The organism is Arthrobacter sp. TmtSoilC77, from assembly GCF_059739415.1.
Map to the genome: position 1 here is coordinate 55,293 of NZ_AP046050.1, position 24,204 is coordinate 79,496.

Annotated in this window: 25 protein-coding genes; 15 read left to right on the forward strand and 10 right to left on the reverse strand. The window is 62.8% G+C overall.

Annotated elements, in window-relative coordinates; all coding sequences use genetic code 11:
• Nucleotides 1-5: 5 nt before the first annotated feature.
• The 4 genes from AC6I99_RS00290 to AC6I99_RS00305 all read left to right on the forward strand — a co-directional run bounded on the left by AC6I99_RS00290 (nt 6) and on the right by AC6I99_RS00305 (nt 4,472).
• Nucleotides 6-449 carry a YdeI/OmpD-associated family protein gene (locus AC6I99_RS00290; protein ID WP_497943940.1) on the forward strand — a complete coding sequence of 148 codons (444 nt, stop codon included), beginning with the start codon at nt 6-8 and terminating at the stop codon, nt 447-449.
• A 22-nt stretch (nt 450-471) separates the two neighbouring features.
• The gene (pdxR, locus tag AC6I99_RS00295) at nt 472-1,968 is read left to right on the forward strand and encodes a MocR-like pyridoxine biosynthesis transcription factor PdxR (RefSeq protein WP_497943939.1); all 1,497 of its coding nucleotides are present in this window, start codon (nt 472-474) and stop codon (nt 1,966-1,968) included.
• Nucleotides 1,969-2,079: 111 nt separating this feature from the next.
• Nucleotides 2,080-3,165: a sugar phosphate isomerase/epimerase family protein gene (locus AC6I99_RS00300; RefSeq protein ID WP_497959751.1), complete on the forward strand. Its 1,086-nt coding sequence runs from the start codon at nt 2,080-2,082 to the stop codon at nt 3,163-3,165.
• Entirely contained in the window at nt 3,162-4,472 is a 1,311-nt protein-coding gene (locus AC6I99_RS00305) for an MFS transporter (RefSeq protein WP_497959752.1), read from the forward strand. Before AC6I99_RS00300 ends, AC6I99_RS00305 begins: the two co-directional genes overlap by 4 nt.
• A 66-nt stretch (nt 4,473-4,538) precedes the next feature.
• Here the strand turns inward: AC6I99_RS00305 and AC6I99_RS00310 are convergent, their stop codons facing one another.
• Together AC6I99_RS00310 and AC6I99_RS00315 are read right to left on the reverse strand one after the other, a co-directional pair.
• Nucleotides 4,539-5,090: a dihydrofolate reductase family protein gene (locus tag AC6I99_RS00310; RefSeq protein ID WP_224165972.1), complete on the reverse strand. Its 552-nt coding sequence runs from the start codon at nt 5,088-5,090 to the stop codon at nt 4,539-4,541.
• A 75-nt stretch (nt 5,091-5,165) separates the two neighbouring features.
• Nucleotides 5,166-5,732, reverse strand: a complete 567-nt coding sequence (locus AC6I99_RS00315; RefSeq protein ID WP_224094558.1) for a type 1 glutamine amidotransferase domain-containing protein — start codon at nt 5,730-5,732, stop codon at nt 5,166-5,168.
• A gap of 192 nt (nt 5,733-5,924) precedes the next feature.
• Here AC6I99_RS00315 and AC6I99_RS00320 point away from each other — a divergent pair, with 192 nt between their 5' ends.
• Nucleotides 5,925-6,416, forward strand: coding sequence for a DUF2975 domain-containing protein (locus tag AC6I99_RS00320; RefSeq protein WP_497959754.1), 492 nt, complete (start codon nt 5,925-5,927; stop codon nt 6,414-6,416).
• Nucleotides 6,416-6,646, forward strand: a complete 231-nt coding sequence (locus AC6I99_RS00325; RefSeq protein WP_224165974.1) for a helix-turn-helix domain-containing protein — start codon at nt 6,416-6,418, stop codon at nt 6,644-6,646. Before AC6I99_RS00320 ends, AC6I99_RS00325 begins: the two co-directional genes overlap by 1 nt.
• A gap of 4 nt (nt 6,647-6,650) precedes the next feature.
• On the opposite strand, the gene AC6I99_RS00330 is transcribed toward AC6I99_RS00325, so the two are convergent.
• Complete coding sequence (locus AC6I99_RS00330) at nt 6,651-8,003, reverse strand: uracil-xanthine permease family protein (RefSeq protein ID WP_497959755.1); 1,353 nt, start codon at nt 8,001-8,003, stop codon at nt 6,651-6,653.
• Nucleotides 8,004-8,261: 258 nt separating this feature from the next.
• On the opposite strand from AC6I99_RS00330, the gene AC6I99_RS00335 reads away from it, so the two are divergent.
• The 3 genes from AC6I99_RS00335 to AC6I99_RS00345 all read left to right on the forward strand — a co-directional run bounded on the left by AC6I99_RS00335 (nt 8,262) and on the right by AC6I99_RS00345 (nt 10,822).
• The gene (locus tag AC6I99_RS00335) at nt 8,262-8,867 is read left to right on the forward strand and encodes a malonic semialdehyde reductase (RefSeq protein WP_224094562.1); all 606 of its coding nucleotides are present in this window, start codon (nt 8,262-8,264) and stop codon (nt 8,865-8,867) included.
• Nucleotides 8,868-9,048: 181 nt separating this feature from the next.
• Nucleotides 9,049-9,567 carry a 2'-5' RNA ligase family protein gene (locus AC6I99_RS00340; RefSeq protein WP_224094564.1) on the forward strand — a complete coding sequence of 173 codons (519 nt, stop codon included), beginning with the start codon at nt 9,049-9,051 and terminating at the stop codon, nt 9,565-9,567.
• Between the two features lie 124 nt (nt 9,568-9,691).
• The gene (locus AC6I99_RS00345; protein ID WP_497943933.1) at nt 9,692-10,822 is read left to right on the forward strand and encodes an IS1249 family transposase; all 1,131 of its coding nucleotides are present in this window, start codon (nt 9,692-9,694) and stop codon (nt 10,820-10,822) included.
• 59 nt (nt 10,823-10,881) lie between these two features.
• On the opposite strand, the gene pgm is transcribed toward AC6I99_RS00345, so the two are convergent.
• The gene (gene pgm, locus AC6I99_RS00350) at nt 10,882-12,543 is read right to left on the reverse strand and encodes a phosphoglucomutase (alpha-D-glucose-1,6-bisphosphate-dependent) (RefSeq protein WP_224094566.1); all 1,662 of its coding nucleotides are present in this window, start codon (nt 12,541-12,543) and stop codon (nt 10,882-10,884) included.
• A 277-nt stretch (nt 12,544-12,820) separates the two neighbouring features.
• Between pgm and AC6I99_RS00355 the strand changes: the two genes are divergently transcribed.
• Nucleotides 12,821-13,489, forward strand: a complete 669-nt coding sequence (locus AC6I99_RS00355; protein ID WP_497959758.1) for a DUF4190 domain-containing protein — start codon at nt 12,821-12,823, stop codon at nt 13,487-13,489.
• Nucleotides 13,490-13,628: 139 nt separating this feature from the next.
• Here the strand turns inward: AC6I99_RS00355 and AC6I99_RS00360 are convergent, their stop codons facing one another.
• The 3 genes from AC6I99_RS00360 to AC6I99_RS00370 form a co-directional block, all read right to left on the reverse strand.
• Nucleotides 13,629-15,128, reverse strand: coding sequence for a peptide MFS transporter (locus tag AC6I99_RS00360; protein ID WP_224167605.1), 1,500 nt, complete (start codon nt 15,126-15,128; stop codon nt 13,629-13,631).
• Between the two features lie 63 nt (nt 15,129-15,191).
• Nucleotides 15,192-16,622 (reverse strand): amidase, encoded by a 1,431-nt coding sequence (locus AC6I99_RS00365; protein WP_497959759.1) that lies wholly within the window; start codon nt 16,620-16,622, stop codon nt 15,192-15,194.
• The gene (locus tag AC6I99_RS00370) at nt 16,615-17,358 is read right to left on the reverse strand and encodes a Type 1 glutamine amidotransferase-like domain-containing protein (RefSeq protein WP_497959761.1); all 744 of its coding nucleotides are present in this window, start codon (nt 17,356-17,358) and stop codon (nt 16,615-16,617) included. Before AC6I99_RS00370 ends, AC6I99_RS00365 begins: the two co-directional genes overlap by 8 nt.
• A gap of 141 nt (nt 17,359-17,499) precedes the next feature.
• Between AC6I99_RS00370 and AC6I99_RS00375 the strand changes: the two genes are divergently transcribed.
• The 3 genes from AC6I99_RS00375 to AC6I99_RS00385 all read left to right on the forward strand — a co-directional run bounded on the left by AC6I99_RS00375 (nt 17,500) and on the right by AC6I99_RS00385 (nt 19,151).
• Entirely contained in the window at nt 17,500-17,826 is a 327-nt protein-coding gene (locus AC6I99_RS00375; protein ID WP_224094571.1) for a rhodanese-like domain-containing protein, read from the forward strand.
• 45 nt (nt 17,827-17,871) lie between these two features.
• Nucleotides 17,872-18,801 (forward strand): prephenate dehydratase, encoded by a 930-nt coding sequence (gene pheA, locus AC6I99_RS00380; protein ID WP_224165981.1) that lies wholly within the window; start codon nt 17,872-17,874, stop codon nt 18,799-18,801.
• Nucleotides 18,802-18,920: 119 nt separating this feature from the next.
• On the forward strand, nt 18,921-19,151 hold the full coding sequence (locus tag AC6I99_RS00385) for a hypothetical protein (protein WP_216924263.1): 231 nt from the start codon (nt 18,921-18,923) through the stop codon (nt 19,149-19,151).
• Here AC6I99_RS00385 and AC6I99_RS00390 read toward each other — a convergent pair.
• Nucleotides 19,148-20,209, reverse strand: coding sequence for a diacylglycerol/lipid kinase family protein (locus AC6I99_RS00390; RefSeq protein ID WP_224094573.1), 1,062 nt, complete (start codon nt 20,207-20,209; stop codon nt 19,148-19,150). The genes AC6I99_RS00385 and AC6I99_RS00390 overlap by 4 nt on opposite strands.
• Nucleotides 20,210-20,264: 55 nt before the next feature.
• Between AC6I99_RS00390 and serS the strand changes: the two genes are divergently transcribed.
• A complete protein-coding gene (serS, locus tag AC6I99_RS00395) occupies nt 20,265-21,545 on the forward strand; it encodes a serine--tRNA ligase (RefSeq protein ID WP_497959763.1) in 1,281 nt (426 codons plus the stop codon).
• Nucleotides 21,546-21,577: 32 nt separating this feature from the next.
• Here the strand turns inward: serS and AC6I99_RS00400 are convergent, their stop codons facing one another.
• On the reverse strand, nt 21,578-22,606 hold the full coding sequence (locus AC6I99_RS00400; protein ID WP_497959765.1) for a hypothetical protein: 1,029 nt from the start codon (nt 22,604-22,606) through the stop codon (nt 21,578-21,580).
• A gap of 246 nt (nt 22,607-22,852) precedes the next feature.
• On the opposite strand from AC6I99_RS00400, the gene AC6I99_RS00405 reads away from it, so the two are divergent.
• Nucleotides 22,853-23,698, forward strand: a complete 846-nt coding sequence (locus AC6I99_RS00405; RefSeq protein WP_497959767.1) for an HAD family hydrolase — start codon at nt 22,853-22,855, stop codon at nt 23,696-23,698.
• Between the two features lie 33 nt (nt 23,699-23,731).
• On the opposite strand, the gene AC6I99_RS00410 is transcribed toward AC6I99_RS00405, so the two are convergent.
• A complete protein-coding gene (locus AC6I99_RS00410) occupies nt 23,732-24,181 on the reverse strand; it encodes an SRPBCC family protein (RefSeq protein ID WP_224094576.1) in 450 nt (149 codons plus the stop codon).
• Nucleotides 24,182-24,204 lie beyond the last annotated feature (23 nt).

Sequence of the window (24,204 nt, forward strand, 5' to 3'; positions counted from 1 at the left end):
GGGACATGAAATTCACCACGACCATCGTCGGCGATGGCAACAAGGCCGGCATTGAGGTTCCTGAGGACGTAGTTAGTGCGCTTGATGCCGGCAAGCGGCCCCCAGTGGTTGTGACCATCAACGGCCAGAGCTATCGCAGCAGCATCGCGGTGATGGGTGGGAAATACATGGTGGGTGTCAGTTCCGCGAACAGGGACCTGACCGGCGCGTCCGCTGGCGACACCGTGGACGTGGACCTGGAAGTGGACACGCAGCCACGTGTGATCGAGGTTCCGGACGATCTTGCTGCGGCCCTTGAGGCTGAGCCCGAGGCCAAGGCCTTCTATGGAACGCTGAACTACAGTGCCCAACGCCGGTACGTGGAACCAATTGGAGACGCCAAGACGGAGGAGACGCGGGCTCGGCGGATCGCGAAGGTTGTTGCGGACTTGAAGGCCCGGAAGAAGTGAAATCAGCTTTGCGGTCCGCGGGATGAAGAGCGCCGGCGGCCGTCTCCTTGCCGGACTCGAGCTCCACCGCGACGCGGCCCAGCCCCTGCATCGGCAACTCTACGGGCAATTGCGCACCCAGATCCTGACAGGATCGCTGCCAAGCGGAACCCGCCTGCCCTCCACCCGCACGCTGGTGGCTGAGCTGGGAGTTTCCAGGATCACGGTGGTCTCGGCGTTCGAGCAACTCACCGCCGAGGGCTTCCTGCGCTCGCGCGCGGGCGACGGCACGTACGTCGACACCTTATGGAGTGACCACGCTCCGCGGCAGCCATTGACCCGGCCACCGCTCTCCGAACGCGGAGCGGCCACCTCTTCACGGGGCGCCGGTCTGTCCGGGGACGCGCCGCACGCCTGGGCACCCACCGAGTCGGAATCATTCGTCGCCAGCCAGGTGGCGGCCTCGGCCTTCCCCGCAGCTACATGGAAGCGCCTCCTGGGGCGCCATGCCGGCAGCACAGAGCAGTTCATGAACGGGTACGGCGATCCGCATGGCCACCGTCCCTTGCGGGAAGCGATCGCGGACTACGTCAACGATGTCAGGGGTCTGGGGTGCACGCCGGAACAGGTCATCGTCACCTCCGGTGCCCAGCAGGCGTTCAATGTGCTCGCGGCGCTCCTCCTGGACGCCGGCGACACCGTCGTCGTCGAGGACCCAGGCCATATTTCCGGACGGCTCGCCTTCCAGTCCCAAGGCTGCCCGGTCCAGGGCGTCCCCATTGACGCGGAGGGGGCGGTCCTTCCGGACGAGTTCGACGGCGGGTCCCCGGCTCGTCTTGCCTGCCTGACTCCAGCGCGGCAGCATCCGCTCGGCACGGCAATGAGTCCGGCACGGCGGGCGGAGTGGATCGCCTGGGCGGAACGAAACGGAAGCTGGATCGTGGAGGATGACTGCGACAGCGAACTTCGCTACCGCGGTAAGGCTCTTCCGACGCTGTTCGGACTGGATCTGAGCAGGCACGTCATCACTGTGGGCTCGTTCAGCAAGGTACTCGCGCCATCCATCCGGCTCGGTTACTGCGTGTTGCCGGAGGATCTGGTGGAGCCGTTCGCCTCCGTATCTTCCATCATTGGCCGGCCGCCCGCGACGGTCCTCCAGGCGGCCCTTACGGACTTCCTCTCAGAAGGGCATTTGCATGCACATCTGCGCCGGACCCGGCGTCTGTATGCGGCTCGCCAGGACGCCCTGCTCGAAGCGATCGATCAGCGATTAAGCCACCGGATCCAAGCAGAACGCGTGGATGCGGGCCTTCACGTCATGGGCTGGCTTCGGGAACCTTCGGACGATATCGAGGTGGCCCGAGGGCTCGCAGCGGGTGGCGTGTACACCTACCCCCTCGGCGAATACCGGGTAACCCGGCGCCTGCCACCGGCGCTGCTGATCGGGTTCGCGGGGACCGCTGAAGATCATATGGCTGAGGCGGCGGGCAGGATGGCCGCAGCGTGGGATCGCTGGGAGAAGCTCGGCGCAACGCCCTGAATGGACTTAACGGCAGTGTCCATAATGGATCTTTTTCGGCGTCCATTACCCACGTACAAATGGTGTGTGACAATCCCCACCGCCCCTCGCACGCCCCCCAAGGAGCCAACCATGCCCCCTGCCGACACTCGATTTCAGGCGCTCCTGAAACCTCGCCTCAATGAAGAGGAGATCGACTCCCTGCCGCGACTGACCGACGAGCTCGCCCGAACCCTGATCGACCGAATCGACGGTGCCCGACTGTTCGGCCATGCGTACGCTCTCCTGGGCAACCTGACTTATGGAAACTTTTCGCCCGACGACGTGCTCGATTTCGCGCATCGCCATGGCCTGGCTGGTGTGTGCATACACGTCCTCGATGGCGAGGAGCGGAGCCTGGGCCGGATGAGCGATGACCGGTTGCGCCAGTTCGCGGACCGCGCCCGCAGCCTGCGTCTCAGTACCCACCTGGAGATCAGCACCACCGCGCGAGCGGACGTCGAGGAGGCAGTCCGCATTGCCGGGATCCTCGGCGTCGAGAATATCCGCATCTACTCGCGCTTCGAAGGCGCACTCTCCGATGTCCTGACCCGGATAGAGGAGGACCTGCGTTGGCTCGCTGAGCTGGCTGACGAGTACGGCCTGCATTTCTCCTTTGAGCAGCACGAGGAGTTGCGATCTACCGAGATTGCGGGGCTGTTGCGCCGCATTTCGCACCCGCGACTTCACGCAATGTTCGATTTCGGGAACATGATCAACGCCTGTGAGAGGCCGATGGACGCCCTGTCAACGCTCGCACCGCACATTCTTCAGGCACACTTGAAAGGTGTTCACATTCTCCCCGAGGGGGACGGGTTTGGCCACCGTGGTGTACTCCAGGGAAGTCCGGACGACGACCTGCCCGGCGCGCGGATGCTCTTCGAGCTCTTGATGCTTGGCGAAGACGAGCCGCAGGTCATCGCCCTGGCTCTGGAGCAGGAGAACCTGTACTACGCGCCTGCATTCCGGCACGCGGGTGAGGGAGAGGACCCCTTCATCCCATATCGCGATTTCAGTACCACCGGAATCCCTGCCGGGTGGACCAAGGAGGAACTGCTCGCTGCCGAACCCGGCTGGGCCGATGACCAGGTGAAGTATGTGAAAGGCCTGCTCGCCTCATTGCGCGATGTTGCTGTGTCGCAGCTGGAATCAAACAAGTCCTTGGAAGGTGCACGATGAGCGCGATAGCCCCCGGGAAGACCACGAAAAGCACCGACTGGAGCAAGTGGGTCCGCTTTGCCTTGCTCGTCATGGCCGGCGGCACGATCTATAAGCTCTCCAACCTCAAGGACGCGTTCTACGTTCCCATGCAGGAAGCCATGGGCCTCAGCCATACTGAGATCGGGACGCTGCTGAGCGTTAATTCGATCGTCGCAACAGCCCTTTTCGTCGTGGGCGGATACCTCGCGGACCGCTTCTCCACGCGGGTCCTCATCCCCCTCGGACTCGTTGGCTGCGGGGCGCTGGGTCTGTTCCTCAGCACCTTCCCCGGATTCAGCACGCTCCTGGTGGTCTTCGCGCTGCTCGCCGTGTGTTCCGACTGCCTGGTCTGGCCGGCGCTGCTGAAGAGCATCCGCCAGCTCGGTGGTTCCAAAGAACAGGGGCGGCTCTTCGGCCTGCTCGAGGGCGGGCGCGGCGTAGTGGACACTGCAGTGGCCTTCTCCGCCCTGGGAATCTTCGTTTGGCTCGGTTCCGGGATTGGTGGCTTCCGCGCCGCCATCGCCTTCTACGCAATCCTTGATATCGCCGTCGGTGTGCTTCTGTTCCTGCTGCTTCGCAACCAGACAAGTGAGAATCCAGCGCCCAGGAAACAAAAGGCGGGTCTCGCTGAAATCTGGCGCGCGGCGAAGCTGCCCCAGCTCTGGTGGGTGAGCTTCACCGTGTTCATGGTGTACGTCGTCTACTGCGGACTCACGTATTTCATCCCGTATCTGACCTACGTCTACGGACTTCCCGTCGCGCTGGTCGGTGCTTACGGCATCATCAACCAGTACGGCCTGAAGATCCTCGGCGGCCCGATCGGCGGCGTCCTGGCGGACAAGGTGTTCAAGGGTGCCAGCCGGTACATCCGCTTGGCGTTCTTGAGCCTGATCCCGGTAGTAGGGGTCCTGCTGCTCCTTCCGGCAGATCCGGGGAGCCAGATTCCGGCGATGATCGTCACCCTGCTGTTCTCACTCATCATCTTCACCATGCGCGGCGTGTTCTGGGCCCCGATGGATGAGGTTGGAATCCCCGAGGAGACCAGCGGCACCGCCTTCGGGATCGCATGCCTCGTGGGTTATGCGCCGGGGATGTTCGCTTTCATCGTCTACGGCTCCATCCTGGATGCCAACCCTGGAGCCGCCGGTTACCACATCGTGTTCATAGTCCTTGCGGCGCTTGCCGTCGTGGGGGCGATCGTCTCCAGCGGACTCGTGCGGGCCGCGCGGGCCCGGCGTGCCGCCGTCGAGGTCCCTTCACTTTCCGAGACGCAAACAATTTCCTAAACACACACGACGACGGAACCCCCGCCTGCCGCGGGGGTTCCGTCGTCTCGTTACGACAGCAGCGGGTCAATCCCTTCGCAGGCTGTACGTGCTCACAACGTTGCCCTTGCTCGTGGCGTACTGGTCCTCGAGGACGAGCCTGTTCAGGGGGTCGCCGTCCTCGAAAAGCCGCCGGCCGCTGCCTGCCACCACGGGGTGTGTCATGAGCGTCAACTCGTCCAGGATCCCTGCGAACAGCAGTTGGCGTACCACGGAGATGCTGCCGCAGACTGCGATCTCTCCGCCGTCTCGCCCTTTCAGGTCAGTGATGAACTGCTCCAGCGGCCCATCGATGAGGTGCGAGTTTTCCCATTCGAGAGGCTCGGAGAGAGTGCGGGATGCGACGAACTTCTCCACGGGGTTGATGAAGGCGGCAAAGTCTTCGTCCTGCGACGCATTCGGCCAATATCCGGCCCACTCCTGGTAGCTGACGCGGCCCAGAACCACCGTATCCACGGTGTTGATCATCTTGGTCAGGCCCTTGCCCAGCTCGTCGTCGAAGCTGTCGAACTGGAACTTGAACGGGTCCTGAACTACGCCATCCACGGAGTGGAACAGTCCGGCGGTAACTTTTCGCATACGTGCCTCCAAAGGGTTGTCAGGCATCACGCTATGTTGTGACGTCGTGCTTGGGAAGTCCTCGGGAGTGTGGCGCTAAGCGGTTTGGCCAGCGTGCTGGCCCTCGGAGATTTCCTCTACTACCTTGCTGTTGAACGCCGGGAGGTCGTCCGGGTTCCGGCTGGTGACAAGGCCTTGGTCCACGACGACTTCTTCATCGGTCCAGTTGGCGCCTGCGTTCTTCAGGTCGGTTTGTAGCGTGTGGTACGAGGTGACGTTGCGGCCCTTGACCACGCCCGCATCGATCAGGATCCACGGTCCGTGGCAGATGGAGGCCACTGGCTTGTGCTGCTCGAAGAAAGCCCGCGTGAAGTTCTGGGCATCCTTGTCCACGCGGAGGTGATCGGCGTTTACCACGCCGCCGGGGAGTACCAGGGCGTCAAAGTCCGATGCGTTGGCATCGGCTACTGCGAGATCGACGTCGAAGGTGTCACCCTTTTCCACGCCGTTGAATCCCTGCAGCTTTCCCTTTGAAAGTGCCACGAGCGTTGGCTGGCCGCCCGCGTCCTTCACGGCTTGCCAGGGGCTGGTGAGTTCGACCTGCTCCACGCCGTCCGTCAACAGAAATGCGACCTTCTTGCCTGTGATGGTGTGTTCTGACATTGTTCCTCCTCCATTGCGCGGCGGATTGCTTTTTGAGCGCGGGCCGCCGCTGTGAGAGTTGTTTGTCTGACCTGTTCAAGCCTAGGGAAGGTCATTTTAGTAAGCAAGCTGAGTATTAATTTTGCCGCTGGAGCGATTGATTGATGATCGAATATCGATAGAATCATATTGTTGATCGATAAAGGAGGCTCGATGGGAAAGCTGGCAATCCTTGCACTGCGGGTTGTGATCGCGATGGTTTTGGCGGGCTCACTTTTCGTTCAAGTGTGGATGGTGCCCTTGTTCTCGGCCGACCTCGTTGAGGCTGGCGCCCCTGACGGTCCACGGATCGCGCTGTTGGTGATCGTGGTCCTGGGGATTCTCTGTGTGCAGGTTGTTGCCGTCTGCGTATGGCGTCTGCTCACGATGGTGCGCCGCGGAACGGTCTTTTGCCATGCAGCCTTCCGGTTCGTGGACGTCATCTTCGGGGCTGTTTCCGTTGCTGCTGTGTTGATGTTCGGCATCGCGGTGATCTTGGCTCCGGGCGATATTGCCCCCGGGATTGTGCTGTTGATTTGCGGGGCTGCGCTGATGATTGGCGGCGTGGCACTTCTCGTGCTGGTGCTGCGGGCGTTGCTTGCCCAGGCCGTTGACCGCGACGTCGAAGCTGCCCGCTTGCGCTCCGAGCTCGACGAGGTGATCTGATGCCCATCATCGTGGACATCGACGTCATGCTGGCCAAGCGGAAGATGCCCGTGGGCGTGCTTGCGGAGAAAGTTGGGATTACGCCGGCCAATCTCGCTGTGCTGAAGAACGGGCGGGCAAAGGCGGTGCGGTTTACCACCCTGGAAGCGCTCTGCGAAGTCCTTGAATGCCAGCCGGGGGACTTGTTGCGGTGGGAGGCTGAGGTAGAGGAGGACGCCGGGGCGGCCTAACCCCCTATTTCTTCTTCCCCGTCCTCTTAGCCGCCGCATTCATAGCCGACTTGACCGCAGGCGGCAGCCCCGCCGTCTCCATTTCCGGTTCAGCCACGGTCCCGCGCCAACGGGCCAGGCCCTTCATGCCGTGGTAAATCACCAGCGCCGCAGCAGACCCCAAAGCAATGCCCGTGAACTTCAGCTCGCCAATAGTCCACGTGTAATCCGCAATACCGATAATCAGGGCAACAGCGGCGGTCGTCAGGTTGATCGGATTGGAGAAGTTGACCTTGTTCTGGACCCAGATCTTCACGCCGAGCACGCCGATCATGCCGTACAGCATGGTCGCGGCGCCGCCGAGTACGCCGGGTGGGACGGTCGCGATCAGTTCGCCGAATTTCGGGGAGAAGCTCAGCAGGATGGCGAAGATACCCGCCACCCAGTAGGCCGCCGTCGAGTAGACCTTGGTCGCGGCCATGACGCCAATGTTCTCCGCGTAGGTTGTCGTACCGGAACCGCCGCCGAGGCCGGCAAGTACCGTTGCGGCGCCGTCAGCCATCAGCGCTCGGCCGGAGACGCCGTCGAGGTTTCGACCGGTCATCGCGGCCACCGACTTTACGTGGCCCACGTTCTCGGCCACCAGCACCAGCACCACCGGCACGAACAAGCCCACAACGCCGATGTGGAACTCGGGCGTCTGGAACAGGGGCAGGCCCACCCACGCGGCCGCGTCCATCTTTTCGTAGCTGACCTCGCCGCGCATCATCGCCACGAGATAACCCACCACAACACCCACCAGGATGCTTAGGCGCCCCAGGATTCCGCGGAAGAGGACGCTGACCAGGATGATCGTCACCAGGGTTACCAGCGCGGTGACCGGCGCGGCGTCGAAGTTGTTCTTCGCTGCAGGCGCGAGGTTCAGGCCGATCAACGCCACAATCGCACCGGTGACGATCGGCGGCATGAGCCGGTTGATCCATTCGGCACCAAACTTCTGGACGATCGCCCCAATAAGCGCCAGCACGACGCCGGCAAGCACCACGCCGCCCAGCGCGCCACTAACGCCGTACTGCTGCTGCGACGCCAGGATCGGTGCGATGAACGCGAAGCTCGAACCCAGGTAGCTGGGCACGCGGCCCTTGGTGATGATGAGGAAAAGCAGCGTGCCAAGGCCTGAGAAGAGCAAGGTGGTGGCGGGCGGCATGCCGGTAATGATCGGAACCAGGAACGTCGCGCCGAACATCGCCACGACGTGCTGCATGCCGATGCCAATAGTGAGGGGCCAGGCAAGCCGCTCATCGGGGGAGACTACGTGGCCGGGCCGGATGGACTTCCCGTTGCCGTGGAGCTTCCATTTGGTGCCGAGCATGCTCATGGCGGGGCCTTCCTCAGAAGAGTATTTGGGATTCGGTGCAACATTACCGCCATTGTGGGGCCCGCTCTACGTGCCTCGCGCGCTAAATGGGGCGCAAAACGGGCCTCGCAACGCAATGAATCAGACACGCGGAGTCATGCACTGTGCGCAACGTCACGGGCCGTCATGGGAAGAGGACAAGGGAACTTGAAGTTGCAACCATGGAAAGCAGAAGTGCCCAGCCGCCCCCAAGGCAAGGGCCCAGCGAAAGGTTCACGAATGACGATCGCCCACGAAGAAGCAGTCATTGACGCCGCAGCAGTCGACGCCATTTTTGCCGAAGCCCGTACCGCGAACAGCTTTGCCGGTGAGGTCACCGACGAGCAGGCCCGCGCCATCTACGAGCTCACCAAGTTTGGCCCCACCGCCTTCAACTCCCAGCCCCTCCGCGTGACCTACGTCCGCTCGGACGAGGCCCGCGCCAAACTGGTTGACGCGCTCTCCAAGGGCAACCAGGCCAAGACCGCCTCGGCTCCGCTGGTCGCCATCCTGTCCTACGACACCGATTGGCAGGGTCAGTGGGACAAGTTCCTCCCCGCCTACGGCGCCCCCAAGGCCATGTACGATGCCGACCCCGCCTTCGCCGCAACCACTGGCAACAACAACGCCCACCTGCAGGCCGGCTACTTCATTCTCGCCGTGCGCTCGCTCGGTTTTGCGGCCGGCCCGATGACCGGCGCTGATTTCGCTGCCATTGACGCCGAGTTCTTCCCTGCCGGCGACCAGAAGAGCTTCCTGGTGGTCAACATCGGCCAGCCCGGCCCGGACGCCTGGGGCGAAGCAAAGCCGAAGTTCGCATACGAAGAGGTTGTTCGTACCGTTTAGTCTTTCCTGCTGTTCCGCCGATGCTCTCGCAGGCTGTGATGTGCGAGAGCATCGGCGTTTAATGGCCACGATGTGAGCGAGGATCCGGGGGGTTTGGATGTTCTCTCACTTCCTGCGGCTTTTTCGGCATCCCTCTCGCAGATCCCGTCAGTTCTGACCCGCTGAGTGGCAAACTATGCCTATGCGGAACCTCATCTGGGTGGCATTTACGGAGCCCGTGCGGCCAGGGCTGGTATTTCCGCGCAGCGACTGGCCGCTTCACATCACGTTGTTAAGGTTCGACGTCGGAACTGACGTGAGTGCCGACGTCGCCAATGTCCTCGCTGACTTGGCCGAAGCACCCGTCCAGGGAGCGCTCGGAACGCCACTGATCATTGGCGAAGAAGCGGGCTTCGGCCACATGGGGTCGATTCCCGTGAGCTTGGTGGAACAAAACCCGCTGCTCCAGGGCCTGCACGAGGAACTTTTCGACGCCGTGGTCAGCGTGGGCGGGCGCATCGCTACGCCGAACTACGTCCTCGAACGCTACCGGCCGCACATCTCGCATCACGACGGCAAGCGCCCAAAGCCGGGAGACGTCGTCGTGCTTGACCAAGTGGCACTGGTGGACATGGCGCCGGAAGGCAACCACACCATCCGACGCATCCTCAGGCTCTGGACGCAGGACGCCGCAGAAGCTGAGGACTCGCAAACCGCCTAAGGGGGTTATAGGACAAAACGTGTGTATGGGAGGGGCTTGCATTCCAGTGATCGCGGGGGAAATCCGGGTTAGCTAAGCTTTTGAAGCTTAGGGTGGCTGGGGTGCTTGCATATCTCCGGAGTGTTTGATTTGTGGTCGCGGGCTGGTTCGGAACGGGAAAACAGCTGCCGGGAAGCAGCGGTACCGGTGCCTGGAGTGCGGGGCGAGCCGCTCGGGTGAACGTCCCGATGTGAGCCGCCGGGCTGAATTGGATGCGTTCCTGGGCTGGCTGCTGGGCACGTCAAACCAGTCCGCGGCAACCTCGTTCGGCACCGCCCGTTCCTTCCGGCGCCGAACAGGGTGGTGCTGGAACATCGCCCCGAAGATTCCGGCCACGGGCGAGGTCCATGACCAGGTCCAGGTCGACGGGATTTATGTGGGCTCGTGGTGCTGTTTGATCGCTGTGGCCGGGGATTACGTGCTGGGTTGGCAGTGGTGCGATACCGAGAAGAAGGCCGCGTGGGCTGCCCTGCTCGCACGGTTCCCCGCCCCCACCGTCGTGGTCACCGATGGTGGCTCCGGCATCGCAGCGGCCCTGTCCGAGTGCTGGAGTGAGACCGCGGTTCAGCGGTGCCTGGTCCACGTCCAACGCAACGTCCGCACCTACCTGACCGGCCGGCCCAGGACTGAGGCGGGCAAGGCGTTGCTGCGGCTCGGGCGCGCCCTAACGAGGATCACCACCGCGGCCGAAGCCGCCGCGTGGCTGGGCGGGCTCCATGACTGGCACCAGAGCTACGGGAACCTGGTCAAAGCCCGCACCTATCGCAACGGCAGCGCCGTTGTGCCCGGGTGGGTCAGGGCGAATCAAACCTGGTGGTACACCCACGACAGGCTCCGTAAGGCCTACCGGCTGTTGGAACGGCTCAGCCAGGCCGGGACACTTTTCACCTACCTGCGCGCCGAGTTCGCCGGCCTCCAGATCGCCTCGACCACCAACCGCATTGAAGGCGGCACCAACGCCCAACTCCGGTTACTGCTGCGGGCCCACCGGGGCATGAGCGAAGAGCACCGCAAACGGGCGATCGAGTGGTACCTCTACCTCCACAGCGAACAGCCCCTGCCACCGGCGAAACTCATCAAAGCCCAGCACCACCACCCGGCCAAGACCGAAACCAGGACCCCGATCGAGCAGGAACCCGGGCCCGAGCTCTACAGCACCGGACTCAGCGCCGAGGAAGGCCTCTGGGACCGCAAAGGCTGGGCCGGACGCACATGACACACCCGGGATTTACACACGTTTTGTCCTATAACCCGCCTAAGGACGTGAATCAGAGGCTACGCAATTACCCCATCCACCAAAGCCTTGGCTTCCTCCTGCACCTTGGCCAGGTGATCTGCGCCCTTGAAGGACTCGGCGTAGATCTTGTAGACGTCCTCGGTGCCGGAGGGGCGGGCCGCAAACCATGCGTTCTCGGTAACAACCTTCAGGCCGCCGATTGAAGCTCCATTGCCGGGGGCTTCCGTGAGCTTGGCGGTGATGTCTTCGCCGGCAAGGGAAGTAGCGGTGACGTCCGCGGCGGAGAGCTTACCCAGCTTGGCCTTCTGCTCGCGCGTGGCAGCGGCATCGATTCGGGCGTAGACGGGTGCGCCGAACTGGTCCGTGAGTCCCTTGTACAGCTGCGACGGGGATTTACCTGTGACAGCCGTGATTTCCGAGGCCAGCAGGGCCAAGAGGATGCCGTCTTTGTCCGTGGTCCACACACTGCCGTCGCGCTTGTTAAAGGAGGCGCCGGCCGATTCCTCGCCACCGAACGCGCCCTCGCCGGAGAGCAGGCCCGGCACGAACCACTTGAAGCCGACGGGAACTTCAACCAGCTTGCGGCCGAGCCCTGCAGCTACGCGGTCGATGATCGAGGACGAAACCAGCGTCTTGCCGACCACGGATTCGGGATTCCAGCCGCTGCGGTTGCGGTACAAGTAATCGATGGCGACGGCGAGGTAGTGGTTCGGGTTCATGAGTCCACCGTCCGGCGTGACGATGCCGTGGCGGTCGGCGTCGGCGTCGTTACCCGTGGCGACGTCGTAGGCGGCGGTACCATCCGCACCCAGTGACATGCGCTTGATGAGTGAGGCCATCGCGGAAGGCGAGGAGCAGTCCATGCGGATCTTCTCGTCCCAGTCCAGGGTCATGAAAGCCCACTGCGGGTCGACGGTGGGGTTCACGACCGTCAGGTTGAGCTGGTGGCGTTCACCGATCTCGCCCCAGTAGTCAACGGACGCACCGCCCATGGGATCGGCGCCGATGCGGACACCGGCGTTGCGGATGGCGTCAAGGTCCAGGACGGATGGGAGATCATCAACATAGCTGCTGAGGAAGTCGAACTTTCCGGTGGTTTCTGCGTTCAAAGCATCGTTCAACGGAATGCGCTTGACGCCGCGGAGGCCGTTCTCAAGGAGCTGGTTGGCGCGCTCGGCGATCCATCCTGTGGCGTCGGTGTCGGCCGGTCCGCCGTGCGGGGGGTTGTACTTGAAACCACCGTCGCCGGGCGGGTTGTGGCTCGGAGTGACCACGATGCCATCAGCCTGGGGTGTGCCCGGCGCGGCTTCGCGGTTGTACTTGAGGATTGCGTGGCTCAGCGCCGGCGTCGGGGTGTAACCGTGGCGGGCGTCCACCAGGACGGTCACGCCGTTGGCGGCCAGTACCTCCAGCGCGGAGTTCTGCGCGGGCTCGCTCAGGGCGTGGGTGTCGCGCCCGATGAATAGCGGCCCGGTGATGCCCTGGCGGCCACGGTATTCAACGATTGCCTGCGTGATCGCGAGGATGTGCGGCTCGTTAAACGACGACTTCAAGCTGGATCCGCGGTGGCCCGACGTTCCAAACGCTACGCGTTGCGCGGGATCGCCCAAATCAGGGGTGACGTCGAAGTACGCGTCCAGCAGGGCTGTGATGTCAACAAGGTCCTGGGGAAGGGCAACTGTGCCCGCTCGGCTAGCCATGTCGTCCAGCATGCCAGACCACCGCGCCCCCTGACAGGAAATGTCCCGCGATCCGGCCCCTGTGACGCAGAATGGCGGCGATGTGGCGCCGGATGAGCCAAAGATTTACCTCGCGTTTACGAGCGGCGGCTTTAGTGGGAGGATTCCGCCCCGGTCGCCCGTCCCACACCCTGGGACGCCTGCCCCGACACTGGGCGGAACCGGAAAGCGGGTCGCCTTATGCGGCGCACGTGGCGGCGGTAGGGTGGGAAACAAGGACTTAGCGAGGGGGATTCCCATGTCAGATCAACCATCCAAGGGCAACGAGGACAAACCGGCGGGCTACGAACCGCCGCAGTACATCCCGCCGGCCGAATTCAGCGCGCCGGAGCAGACCTCACAGACGCAGCCGCTTCCGCCGTACGATCAGGGCGCCTACACGCAGAACGCCCAGGGCCAGGACGACTTCTACACGCAGCCGCTGCCGCCCACAAGCCAGAGCGGCGGCGGCCAGAGCGGCGCCAATCAGGGCGCAGCCAGCCAGGGCTCGTACACGCCCGGTGATTACAGCCAGCCGGGCCCATCGCCGTATGGCCAGCCCCCCAGCCCCTATAACCAGAGCCAATACAACCAAGGCCAGTACAACCAGAGCCCGTACCAGCAGCAGCCCTATGGCCAGCAGAACCCTTACGGCCAGCCCGCGTATTACGCCATGCCCACGCAGCCCAAGGGCCTGAGCATCGCTAGCATGTGCTGCGGCATTGCCACGTTTGTTGGCTTTGGGTTCTTCATCCTGCCGCAGATCGCAGCTGTGATCCTTGGCCACCTTGCCCTCAACCGCGAACCGGCGGGCAAGGGCATGGCGATTGCCGGCCTGATCATGGGTTACGTCGGCGTGGCGATCACGGTGGTCGTCTTGATCTTCTTCTTTGCTGCGATCGGGGCTTCCAGCAGGTACAACTACTAGCAGGTATAACTACTAGGCAGCAGCTGCCGCTACCAAGCAAACGCGTACGACGGCGACCCTTACGTTAGGTGGGATTCCCACCGAAGGTAAGGGCCGCCGTCGTTGTTAAGCGCAAACTGGATCGGTCACCCGCCGCCAGCTACCGCACGCCGCCCATCAGCTTCTTGATAGCCGGGGATCCAGCAGCGAGTGCCATAGCCAACACCACAGCCACGCCGCCAATGCCCAGGAAGTACGGGAGTTCGTCGTCGGGGTTGTAGAGGCCGGCAAGGATGCCTGCCAGCGTGGTGCCCAGTGAGACGGACAGGAAGAACAGCGCCACCATTTGGGTGTGGAAGGCCTGCGGGGCGAGCTTGGTGCTCACGGACAGGCCAATGGGGGAGAGGAAGAGTTCAGCCAGGGTAAAGAGGAACAGGATTCCCACAAGCGCCAGCAGCGGGGTCTTGCCGTCGCCAGCCAGCGGGATGAAGCAGAGGAAGGCCAGCCCCATGATGAGCAGGCCTGCCGAGAATTTCAGCGGGGAACTTGGCTGTTTGGTGCCCAACTTGGTCCACAGGGCAGCCATGACGCCGGCGAAGATGATGATGAACACCGGGTTGATGGACTGGACCCAGGCCGCCGGCATTTCCCAGCCGAACAGGTTGCGATCCAGTTTCTCTTCGGAGTACACCGCAATGAAGGTGAACTGCTGCTGGAACAGCGCCCAGAAGGCGGCCGATGCGATGTACAGCGGGATGAACGCCAGCACGCGTTTGCGCTCCAGGCCTGTGACTTTGGCGCTGCGGAAGATCAGGAAAAGGTAGATCACTGAGGCGCCGATGGCAGCGTAAGCCATGCTGCGAGCCAGGTTGTCGGCGTTAACCGTGCCCGTGCCGAGCAGTACTCCTATGATCACGAGGATGCCCAGGAAAATCAGCCCATACCGTGTGCGGTCAGCAGCCGGGAGCGGGTTGGGAACCCGGTGGGCTTCCTCGGGGAGCTTGCTGCGGCCCAGCGAGTAGATGACAAGCCCGATCGCCATGCCCACGGCTGCTGCGCCGAAGCCCCAGTGGAAGCCGTTGCTCTCCTGGAGCCAGCCTGTGACCAGGGGGCCGATGAGTCCTCCAATGTTGATGCCCATGTAGAAGATGGAGAAGCCGGCGTCGCGGCGTTCGTCCTTCTCGCCGTACAGGCTGCCAACCAGCGCGGTGGCATTGGCTTTCAGGCCGCCGGATCCGATGCCCACCAAAACAAGGCCGGCGATCAGTCCGGGAATACCGGGCAGGAGAGCCAAGGCAATGTGGCCCGCCATGATCATGAGGGCCGAGCCGAAGAGGACCTTTTCGGAACCGAAGATACGGTCTGCGAGCCATGCGCCCAGGATGGTGGACAGGTAGACGCCACCACCATAAGCGCCAACCAAGCCAGCGGCGAGGCCCTTGTCGATCGACAACCCGCCCTGCTCGGCGCTGAAGTACATGTAGTAAAGCAGGATGCCCTGCATGCCGTAGAAGGAGAATCGCTCCCACATCTCCACGGAGAAGAGGCTGGCCAGCATCTTTGGGTGGCCGAAGAATGACGTATCGCCCGATGGTTTTTGGGGCGTAGCCGTGGTTAGAGGTGTGCTCATTTCCTCAATGCTGGCATTGACTGCGGGCATTGTCACATCGATGGATGCCCATGGCAACCACTTTCCATATGGTAGACAACCATCCAAGCCCGCTTACTGAAAGGCCTCCAAAACCGCCGCGAGCTGAAGAAGCTGCAGCTCAGATCCAGGTTTACCGATCACCTGGATGCCCATCGGAAGGCCACTGGTTGTCACATGGACGGGGATGCTGATCGCCGGCAATCCACACACATTGACCATGGAGGACCAAGGCGCGTACTCGCATTGTCTTCTGTAATCCTCGTCTGCGTCGCCCGCCCATTCGCTGGGCCAGGGCTCACTGCTGTGGCCGCCGCCCGTGAACCAGCCGATCGGGCGTGGTGTCTGAGCCAGCGTGGGCATGAGGATGACGTCCCACTGCGCATATTGTGCGATCGTGTCGTGCTCGAACTGCCGCAGGAAAACGAGGGCCTCATTGACCTTCAACGCGCTGCGCTGCTGCGCACGACGACGGAACGTCCGGGTGAGCGGGGTCAGGAGCGCCTCGCGCTGGGGTGCTATCCGGGCACTCCCGACGCCGGCAGTCCAGGCTGCGGTGAACGCCTCCGGGTAGCGGTTGTCGTAGCGGATCTCCGCTTCCGCGACGCGGTGGCCGGCCTCTTCAAGCAGCTTGATTCCCCGCGCAAGGCCGTCCAATGCTTCCTGTTCCACCTCGAAAGGGAAGACTCCGGCCCACGGGCTATCCAGGCTCACGCCCACTTTCAGTGGCGTTGGCGCCTGGCCAACGTTGGCGAGATAACCGCCGTCGGGCGCTTGTTCGCGGGGGACCAGCGCGTCCATCAGCAGGGCAGCGTCCGCCGCCGTACGTGCCAGCGGTCCGGCGACCACCAATTTAGCTGCGTCACCCGCGTTTGCTCCGGATGGCACCATGCCGCGCCCCGGCTTGAGCCCCACCAGGCCACAGGCGCCTGCCGGAATCCGAATGGAACCGCCGCCGTCCGTCCCGGGAGCGAAAGGAACCATGCCAGCCGCCACGGCCGCTGCGCTTCCGCCCGAAGACCCTCCGGAACTTCGGCTTAAGGAGTGGGGATTGCGCGACGGCGGTGCGATGCGGTTTTCGCTGTACGCGGTGAGCCCGAACTCCGGAACCTGGGTTTTGCCCAGCGAGATGACGCCTTGGCCCTTCAGGGTGGCTGCGAGGGCGCCATCCTCAGGTGCGGGTTTGTGCTCCAGGGCGGCGCTGCCGTGGGTGGTGGGAACGCCGGCTACGTCCGTAAGGTCTTTGAAAGCGAGGGGCATGCCGTGCAGGAGGGGCAACTCGGAAAGGCGGTGCGCGCGGGAGAGCTGCGCATGCAGGTTGTCCGCCGTGCCGGCGTCGGCCATCGCTTGCTCTGCGGTAATGGTAATGAAGGCGCCCAAGTGCCTGTTGCGGGCCTCGATGACGGACAGGAAATGGCCGATGGCATCCCTTGCCGACAGCTCGCCGGTTGCGAGGGCATCCCGAAGCGCCACAGCGTTGAGGGCTTGCAGGGAAAGATCAACCAAGGAAACGAGACTCCAACCGTTCCTCCACAGCGATGGCGTCCACGCTCTCGCCAGCACCTGCAGTGACCCGGAAAGCGGCCTTGTTCTTTACTTCGGACACTACCTCCACGAGCTCGGTGCCCTGGTAAACCAGCCCCACACCGTCGTCCGTGCAATGCGCCTCTCCCAGCGTGCCGTTGGCCACGAGCTTGTGGATGGCAGGAGCGCGGCGGGGTTCGGAGTCATAGTGGACGCCGTTGGCGTAGGGAAGGAAGCCAAGCGCATTGGTCACCGGCTGCAATTCAGGGCCGAAGGAATCCGTCACGCCGCCCTTGAACCAACAGATGGAACCCGCGGAAACCCCGGCCAGGACCACGCCGCTTTCCCAGGCCTTCCGCAAAATGCCATCCAGGCCGTGTGCCCGCCATACGGCAAGCAGGTTGACCACCGAACCACCGTGGACCCACACCACGTCCTGCTCCAGAAGATGCGCTTCAGGGTCCTCAATATTGGGCATGGTGAAGAGGTTGAGATGAGCGAAATCAAACCCGGCAATGCGGGCTGCCTGATCCATCTCTGCCGCCCACCAGCGTTGGTCACCTGATGCAGTACCGATATGGGTCACGCGGGGTGCGCGCCCACTTACCCCGGACAACTCCACGGCGTAGTGCATGAGGTGGTCGAACTCGATGCGGGTCCGGCTGCCAGGCTTGTAACCGCCGGATGTTGCGAGGATGGTGGGTTGGCCAGCCGCCATGGTCCTGCTCCTAACAGCCGATTCAAGGGAGTCTCTGCGTCCCAGTCTTAGTGCCGCAACCGCGGGGCGCAAGCGACGTCCCGCTTCGCGGCTGCTGCGACTAGGCTGGATGATGATCTGAATCGATGGGAAGGAACCGCCATGAGCGACTTCGAAACCGTGCCTGTGGGCGATATTCCGGCTGATGCCAGCATCCTGGACGTTCGCGAGGACTATGAATGGGTTGCCGGACACGTTGAGGGCGCACGGCATATCCCTATGGACCAACTGCCGGCCCGCTTGGATGAACTTGATCCCGATGACGACCTCTTCGTCATCTGCCGTACCGGTGGCCGTTCCTTCCGCGTGGTCCAGTGGCTGGTGGGCCAGGGCTACTCAGCCGTGAACGTGGCCGGTGGGATGGACATGTGGTTCGAAGCCGGCCGGCCAATGGTGTCGGACAACGGTCTCAAGCCAGTGGTTCTCTAACCTTCGGCAGCCCGACCCGCGCATATAACCAGCAAGGAATATTCAATGTCAGCACCGACCTATACGTTCCTGGGCCCTGAGGGAACGTTCACGGAGACCGCCCTCATGCAGGTCCCTGGCGCCGCTGATGCCTCCCGCATTCCTTGCACCAACGTGAACACGGCGCTCGAGCGGGTTCGCAACGGTGAGGCGGACGCCGCCATGGTTCCCATCGAAAACTCGGTGGAGGGTGGCGTGACGGCGACCCTGGATGCCATTGCCACCGGCCCCGAACTCCGGATCATCCGCGAGGCCCTGGTGCCTATTACGTTCGTGCTGGTGGCGAGGCCCGGCGTCGTGCTTGCCAACATAAAGCGCATCTCCACACACGGCCACGCATGGGCCCAATGCCGCCTCTGGGTGGAGGAAAATATTCCGAACGCGGATTACGTCCCCGGTTCCTCTACCGCGGCAGCGGCCATGGGACTCCTGGAAGGAGACGCCCATTACGACGCCGCCATTTGCGCACCGTTGATTGCGGGGGAGCAGCCTGGGCTTAACGTTCTGGCCGAAAACATCGGCGACAACCCGGATGCAGTCACCCGCTTTATCCTGGTGAGCCGTCCGGGTCCCTTGCCCGAACGCACGGGTGCGGATAAGACGACGGTTGTTGTCCCGCTGCCGGAGGACCACCCCGGTGCCCTCATGGAAATCCTTGACCAGTTCGCTTCGCGGGGGGTCAACCTGAGCCGGATCGAATCGCGCCCCACCGGCCAGTACCTTGGCCACTATTTCTTCAGCATCGATGCCGACGGTCATGCGTCGGATTCCCGTGTTGCTGATGCTTTGGCAGGTCTCCACAGAATCAGCCCGGCAACCCGTTTCCTTGGCTCATATGCGCGCGCCGACAAGCAGGCTGCGGTGGTTGCCCCACATACTTCGGACGCTGCCTTTGCCTCCGCTCATGCGTGGGTTCAATCGATTCTTAAGGGCTAGGCTGCGCTGGGTCCGGCGCTAAATTATTGAACCTTCAACCCCTTTCGCGTTGATGCAACTGTGCGTATGCTTGCCTGATCCATAAACGATGGATGAATGCCCAAAAGAAGGGAGCGGTCATGTCTGTCCACCGGGACGACAAAGACGGCCAAGGCATGATCGTCAATCCCAAGCCTTCCGGCGAGAACAAGGACGACTGGGACGGCGACGAAGCTGACCGCGCGGATCGACTCCGTTTTGAAGAAGAACAAGCGATGATCCGTGAGCAGGCCGAGGCCCGGGCCGCGGCGAAGGCGGCGGCCGAAGCAGCCGCAGCAAATGCGGCCCAACCCGAAAAGGGTGCAGTCTAGAGGGTTTGAGCTTTCGGTACCCGCACCAATAGCGAACCCGGCTGGACCTGGACGGTGACCTCCGTGGCCTCGCCCGCGGGGTCGCCGTCGAGTTGCGTCGCCATGGGTTCCTGGCTGCGGATGGTGACCTTGCCGGAGCGATAGAAATTCATCACCGGCAAATTCCGTTTGTGCTTGAACAGGATCTTCGCGTACATCGCGATCCATCCGAACGCGCTGCGCGGGCTCATGACGACGATGTCCAGCATGCCGTCGTCGATCATGGCTTCCGGAATGAAATCGATGCCGCCAGGAATCAGGCCGCAATTGGCGAAAAGCACACTCCGGATTTTCCGGGCCTGTTCCGGCTGGTCATCCATGGTGATGGTGACACGCTTGCGGCGGCCGGGCAGATGCCGGACTCCGGCCTCTGTATAGGCCAGCCAACCCACGGTCTTCTTCAGGTCTTCCTTGGTATCGCCCACAACCTCGGCATCCAGGCCCATACCGGCGATCACAAGGAACGTGTGGGTGGACGATTCTCCGGTAATGCCGTTGTCTATGGCCATGCTTGCGGTATCAATAAAACGCTGGTGCCCAAAGAGGGCGATCTGGATGCAGTCGGCGATGTCGGTGACGTCCAGTTCGACGTTGCGAGCCAGGAGGTTGCCGGTGCCCAGCGGAATGAGGCCCATCGCCACGCCCTTATGCGCCAGCGACTCAGCCACCACACGCACTGTACCGTCGCCGCCGCACGCAAGAACGACGTCGGCCCCGTACTCCAGCGCTTGGCGCGACTGCCCGTAACCAGGGTCCTCCACAGTGGTTTCAAAGAACTTCGGGCTGTCCCAACCGGCGAGGTCGCAGGCATCGATAATCGCTTGGCGGGCCTCGAGAGACTTGTTTTTCACCGGGTTGAGAATCACCGCAACCTTCTGGTGCCCTGGCTCCGGCTTGTGGGTGTCCTCCCGAACCGCGCTCCTGATGTGACGGGCTCTCAACCGGCGCACACCCCACCAACTGGAGACGGCAAAGGCCACGCCCCCAGCGAGAATCACGTACAGGATCCAGTCGCTCATGGTGCTCCAACACTATCGTCCTGGGCGTGCACCGCAGATTCGATACTCTTGTGTGGTGATCGACGTAAAAGACCTCAGCGAAAATCCGGACAAGTTCCGTGCCAGCCAGCGCGCCCGTGGCGCCGACGAGTCCGTTGTGGACGCGATCATCTCCGCAGACTCCGACCGCCGCGCCGCGCTGATCCGCCATGAAACCCTCCGGGCCGAGCAGAACGCCTTCGGCAAGAAGGTTGCCCAGGCAAAGGGCGAGGAAAAGCAGGCCCTGCTGGCCGAGGTCAAGGAACTGGCCAACTCGGTGAAGGCCGCTTCCGCTGAAGCTGCTGCTGCCCAGGCCAAGCAGGAAGAACTGCTCCGCGCCATCCCCAACCTGATCGTCGATGGCGTTCCCGAGGGCGGCGAGGACGACTACGTCGTGGTCAAGACGGTGGGCACGCCGCGCGAATTCACGGATTTCGAGCCGAAGGACCACTTGGAAATCGGCGAACTGATCGGCGCGATCGACATGGAACGCGGCGCCAAGGTCTCTGGCGCGCGCTTCTACTTCCTGCGTGGCGTGGGTGCCCGCTTGGAAATGGCGCTGCTGCAGATGGCCATGGACCAGGCGATCGAGGCTGGCTTCGTCCCGATGATCACCCCCACCTTGGTGCGTCCGGAGACCATGCAGGGTACCGGGTTCGATGTAAAGCACGACGCCGAGATCTACCGTCTCGCTGAAGACGACCTTTACCTTGTGGGAACCTCGGAGGTGGCCCTCGCCGGCTACCACGCGGACGAGATCCTGGACCTCTCTTCCGGTCCCATCCGCTACGCCGGCCAAAGCTCCTGCTACCGCCGCGAGGCCGGTTCGCACGGCAAGGACACCCGTGGCATCATCCGCGTACACCAGTTCAACAAAGTGGAGATGTTCATCTACACCACGGTTGAAGAAGCAGCCGCGGAACACGAACGCCTGCTCGCTTGGGAAGAGGAAATGCTGGCCAAGTGCGAGCTTCCCTACCGGGTGATCGACACAGCTGCGGGCGACCTCGGCATGTCCGCTGCCCGCAAGTTCGATTGCGAAGCCTGGGTTCCCACCCAGAATGCCTACCGTGAGCTCACGTCCACCTCCAACTGCACCACGTTCCAGGCCCGCCGCCTCAACATCCGCGAACGCGTGATCAACGAGGACGGCGTGGCCAAGGGCACCCGTGCCGTGGCGACCCTGAACGGCACCCTGGCCACCACCCGCTGGATCGTGGCCCTGCTGGAGCACCACCAGAACCCGGACGGCTCGGTCAACGTTCCCAAGGCCCTGCAGAAGTACCTTGGCGGGCTTGAGGTTTTGCCGGTCCTGTAGGTTTCGGCGCGGATCCCCGTCTTACGGACAATTCACCCACGCGCGCGAGGGTGAATTGTCCGTAAGGCGGGGTTTCTTGTCCGAGGAAGACCCGCTGCTTCGAGTTTTGCGAGGATCTTCTCCGGCCTGATTGCTGTTGCCCAGTCCCACCGCACCACCTGGAAACCCATGGCACGGAGCCTGTCTTCTCGTTTCTTCTCTTTGAGCACGGCTTCACGTGCAGTTCCACCGTTGAGGTACTCGTCATTGAGGTACTTTGCATCCCCGTCGAACTCGCCAATAATCTTCAGCTTCCGCCAGTAAAAATCGGGCCGGGCAACGAATCCCAGGGCGTCATGGAATTCGGTCTGAAGCTCGGGGGCTGGAAAACCAAGTAGATGCATCTGGGCACGGCTCAGGGACTCACCGGCTGAGCCCGAGCGAGCGTCGGCGAAGTCCAGTACTGAGCTGACCCACCTTCTCTTGGCGCCGGATGCCAGCCTTCCCCCTGCATGATGCAGCTCTTCGACGCTGGCGGCCGAAGTTCCGAACCTTGCTTGGCTGATGGCATGATCCGCTAGAACCACCGCCCGTGCGAAGGGAAGCCGGGCCATGACGTCAGCCGCTGTTGAGTGAAGGTCCGCGACGGTTAGTCCTTTCAATTGCACTACGCCTACCCGGTAGGCATGGCGATAGAGTCCATAGCTCCTGATGCCTTCCAATCCTGTGCTGCCAGACTTCGCGTCTGCGGCGGCCTTGGTGGTGGGTCGTCTGGAACCAGCGTGGCTGGACGCCGAATTGGCCACGTGGATGTGCGTTGGGATTCCGACGACTTGTAAGCCCCAAAGTACGGCTGCTGTCTCATAGCAGAAATGGGCAGAAGGGAGTTCCAAAGCTACTGCCCTGGCAGTCGCGGAGTAGCGCTCCCAAGGCTTCAGGGAGATCCATCGGCTCTTGTCCATATAGACCCCTTTGCGCACTCTCACCAGTTCACCCTTCGTAAATCGCCTGCTGAGGGAACGGATATCTCCCGTGTTGGCTCTTTGTTGGGCGGACACCAGGAACTCGGTTGTTTCTTTCATGGAAACAACTTTTGACGGCGCAGGGGGTGAGTGGGCCTGACAGGTGGGGCTATGTGGAAAAGCTCATCGCGTTTCACCCTCCACCGGACAATTCACCCACGCGCGCGAGGGTGAATTGTCCGTAAGGCGGGGTCTCGCGAGGAAGGGTGGCGCCCATGGGGTGGCCCGGAGTGTTCACGCGGCGTTAATCCCTTGCTGTGTCCTCGGTCCTAGTGCGGTGTCAGAGGTGTCTGCTCTACTGGAACCATGACTATTTTGACTGACACTCCAGTTGCTGGCATCGATGACCAGCCAAATGACAACAACAAACTCATGATCGCATTGGACGTTGACGGTACGCTCGTGGACCACGATGGCCACATGTCCCCAGAGGTTAGGGCGGCTGCGCAGGCGGTGGTCGCGAGCGGGCATGACGTCATGATCGCCACCGGCCGGTCGCTGAATGCCACCTTGCCTATCATCGGGCAAATCGGTTTGGAACGTGGCTACGCCGTGTGCTGCAACGGCGGCGTTACTCTCCGGCTGGATCCCACCCTTGAAACCGGCTATGAGATCATCCACAAGGCAACGTTCGATCCCGCTCCGGCGCTGAAGGCCCTGCGCGAACGCCTGCCCAACGCGAAGTACGCGCTGGAGGATGAAGACGGGAACTTCCTCTCCACGGAGCGTTTCCAGGATGCCAGCTTTGGCGTCGAGGCAATCGGCGTGGACTTCAAGACCATGTTGGAGGCCACGGCGGTACGCGTGGTGGTCTTCAGCAGCGACAACACTTCGGACGACTTCAATCACGCCATCCGCCACATCGGCCTGTCCGGCGTGACGTACTCGGTTGGCTGGACTGCGTGGCTGGACATTGCCGCGGAGGGCGTGACCAAGGCCAGTGCGCTTGAGGCCCTGCGCAAGAGGATCGGCACGGAACAGGCCAACACGGTGGCGGTGGGAGATGGCCGCAACGACATCGAGATGCTCACGTGGGCCGGCAGGGGAGTGGCCATGGGCCAGGCTCCCGAGGAAGTGATCGCCGTTGCGGATGAGGTCACCGCGTCAGTATTCGACGACGGCGCCGCCCTGGTTCTGCGCAGCCTGCTGTAGCAGCCGCACGGCTAAGCCCGGAGGCGGCGCGGGCTAGTCCACCCGCCCCCGCCAGGCACCGGTTTCGTGGCCGCGGTCCTCGATGAATTCCTTGAATTTGTCCAGGTCCGCGGCCACCTGCATTTCGTCGGCGGAGAGCGCTGCGCCGGCCTTCTCCACGAATCCTTCGGGCTCCCATTCCAGTGTCACGTTGACGCCGCAGTGCTGGGGTCCGAGGTTGTCGAAGCGGACTGTGCCGGCGTTGCGCGGTGCGTCGATGCTCTCCCACGCAATGACGGTGTCCGGAACTTGTTGGGTGATGCGGGCATCGTATTCGCGCCGGACTCCGCCGACCTTGGTTGAGAAGTGCAGCGTTGAATCGTTGATCTGGCGGACATTCTCCACGCCGCTCATGAACTCGGGAAACTTTTCGAACTGGGTCCACTGGTTGTAGGCGACCGAAACCGGTACCTCTACCTCGATGGCCTTCGTGACGGTTTGCATCCGTGACACCTCGCTGTGGATTG

Bases quoted from the DNA above. Each gene is read 5' to 3' on its own strand.
- pheA (WP_224165981.1), top strand. From the start codon at position 17,872: ATGTCAGCACCGACCTATACGTTCCTGGGCCCTGAGGGAACGTTCACG.
- pdxR (WP_497943939.1), top strand. From the start codon at position 472: ATGAAGAGCGCCGGCGGCCGTCTCCTTGCCGGACTCGAGCTCCACCGC.
- AC6I99_RS00410 (WP_224094576.1), bottom strand. From the start codon at position 24,181: ATGCAAACCGTCACGAAGGCCATCGAGGTAGAGGTACCGGTTTCGGTC.
- AC6I99_RS00390 (WP_224094573.1), bottom strand. From the start codon at position 20,209: ATGAGCGACTGGATCCTGTACGTGATTCTCGCTGGGGGCGTGGCCTTT.
- AC6I99_RS00290 (WP_497943940.1), top strand. From the start codon at position 6: ATGAAATTCACCACGACCATCGTCGGCGATGGCAACAAGGCCGGCATT.
- AC6I99_RS00325 (WP_224165974.1), top strand. From the start codon at position 6,416: ATGCCCATCATCGTGGACATCGACGTCATGCTGGCCAAGCGGAAGATG.
- AC6I99_RS00305 (WP_497959752.1), top strand. From the start codon at position 3,162: ATGAGCGCGATAGCCCCCGGGAAGACCACGAAAAGCACCGACTGGAGC.
- AC6I99_RS00340 (WP_224094564.1), top strand. From the start codon at position 9,049: ATGCGGAACCTCATCTGGGTGGCATTTACGGAGCCCGTGCGGCCAGGG.
- AC6I99_RS00355 (WP_497959758.1), top strand. From the start codon at position 12,821: ATGTCAGATCAACCATCCAAGGGCAACGAGGACAAACCGGCGGGCTAC.
- AC6I99_RS00315 (WP_224094558.1), bottom strand. From the start codon at position 5,732: ATGTCAGAACACACCATCACAGGCAAGAAGGTCGCATTTCTGTTGACG.
- AC6I99_RS00370 (WP_497959761.1), bottom strand. From the start codon at position 17,358: ATGGCGGCTGGCCAACCCACCATCCTCGCAACATCCGGCGGTTACAAG.
- AC6I99_RS00335 (WP_224094562.1), top strand. From the start codon at position 8,262: ATGACGATCGCCCACGAAGAAGCAGTCATTGACGCCGCAGCAGTCGAC.
- AC6I99_RS00300 (WP_497959751.1), top strand. From the start codon at position 2,080: ATGCCCCCTGCCGACACTCGATTTCAGGCGCTCCTGAAACCTCGCCTC.
- AC6I99_RS00320 (WP_497959754.1), top strand. From the start codon at position 5,925: ATGGGAAAGCTGGCAATCCTTGCACTGCGGGTTGTGATCGCGATGGTT.
- pgm (WP_224094566.1), bottom strand. From the start codon at position 12,543: ATGGCTAGCCGAGCGGGCACAGTTGCCCTTCCCCAGGACCTTGTTGAC.
- AC6I99_RS00405 (WP_497959767.1), top strand. From the start codon at position 22,853: ATGACTATTTTGACTGACACTCCAGTTGCTGGCATCGATGACCAGCCA.
- AC6I99_RS00310 (WP_224165972.1), bottom strand. From the start codon at position 5,090: ATGCGAAAAGTTACCGCCGGACTGTTCCACTCCGTGGATGGCGTAGTT.
- AC6I99_RS00400 (WP_497959765.1), bottom strand. From the start codon at position 22,606: ATGAAAGAAACAACCGAGTTCCTGGTGTCCGCCCAACAAAGAGCCAAC.
- AC6I99_RS00375 (WP_224094571.1), top strand. From the start codon at position 17,500: ATGAGCGACTTCGAAACCGTGCCTGTGGGCGATATTCCGGCTGATGCC.
- AC6I99_RS00330 (WP_497959755.1), bottom strand. From the start codon at position 8,003: ATGAGCATGCTCGGCACCAAATGGAAGCTCCACGGCAACGGGAAGTCC.
- AC6I99_RS00360 (WP_224167605.1), bottom strand. From the start codon at position 15,128: ATGCCCGCAGTCAATGCCAGCATTGAGGAAATGAGCACACCTCTAACC.
- AC6I99_RS00385 (WP_216924263.1), top strand. From the start codon at position 18,921: ATGTCTGTCCACCGGGACGACAAAGACGGCCAAGGCATGATCGTCAAT.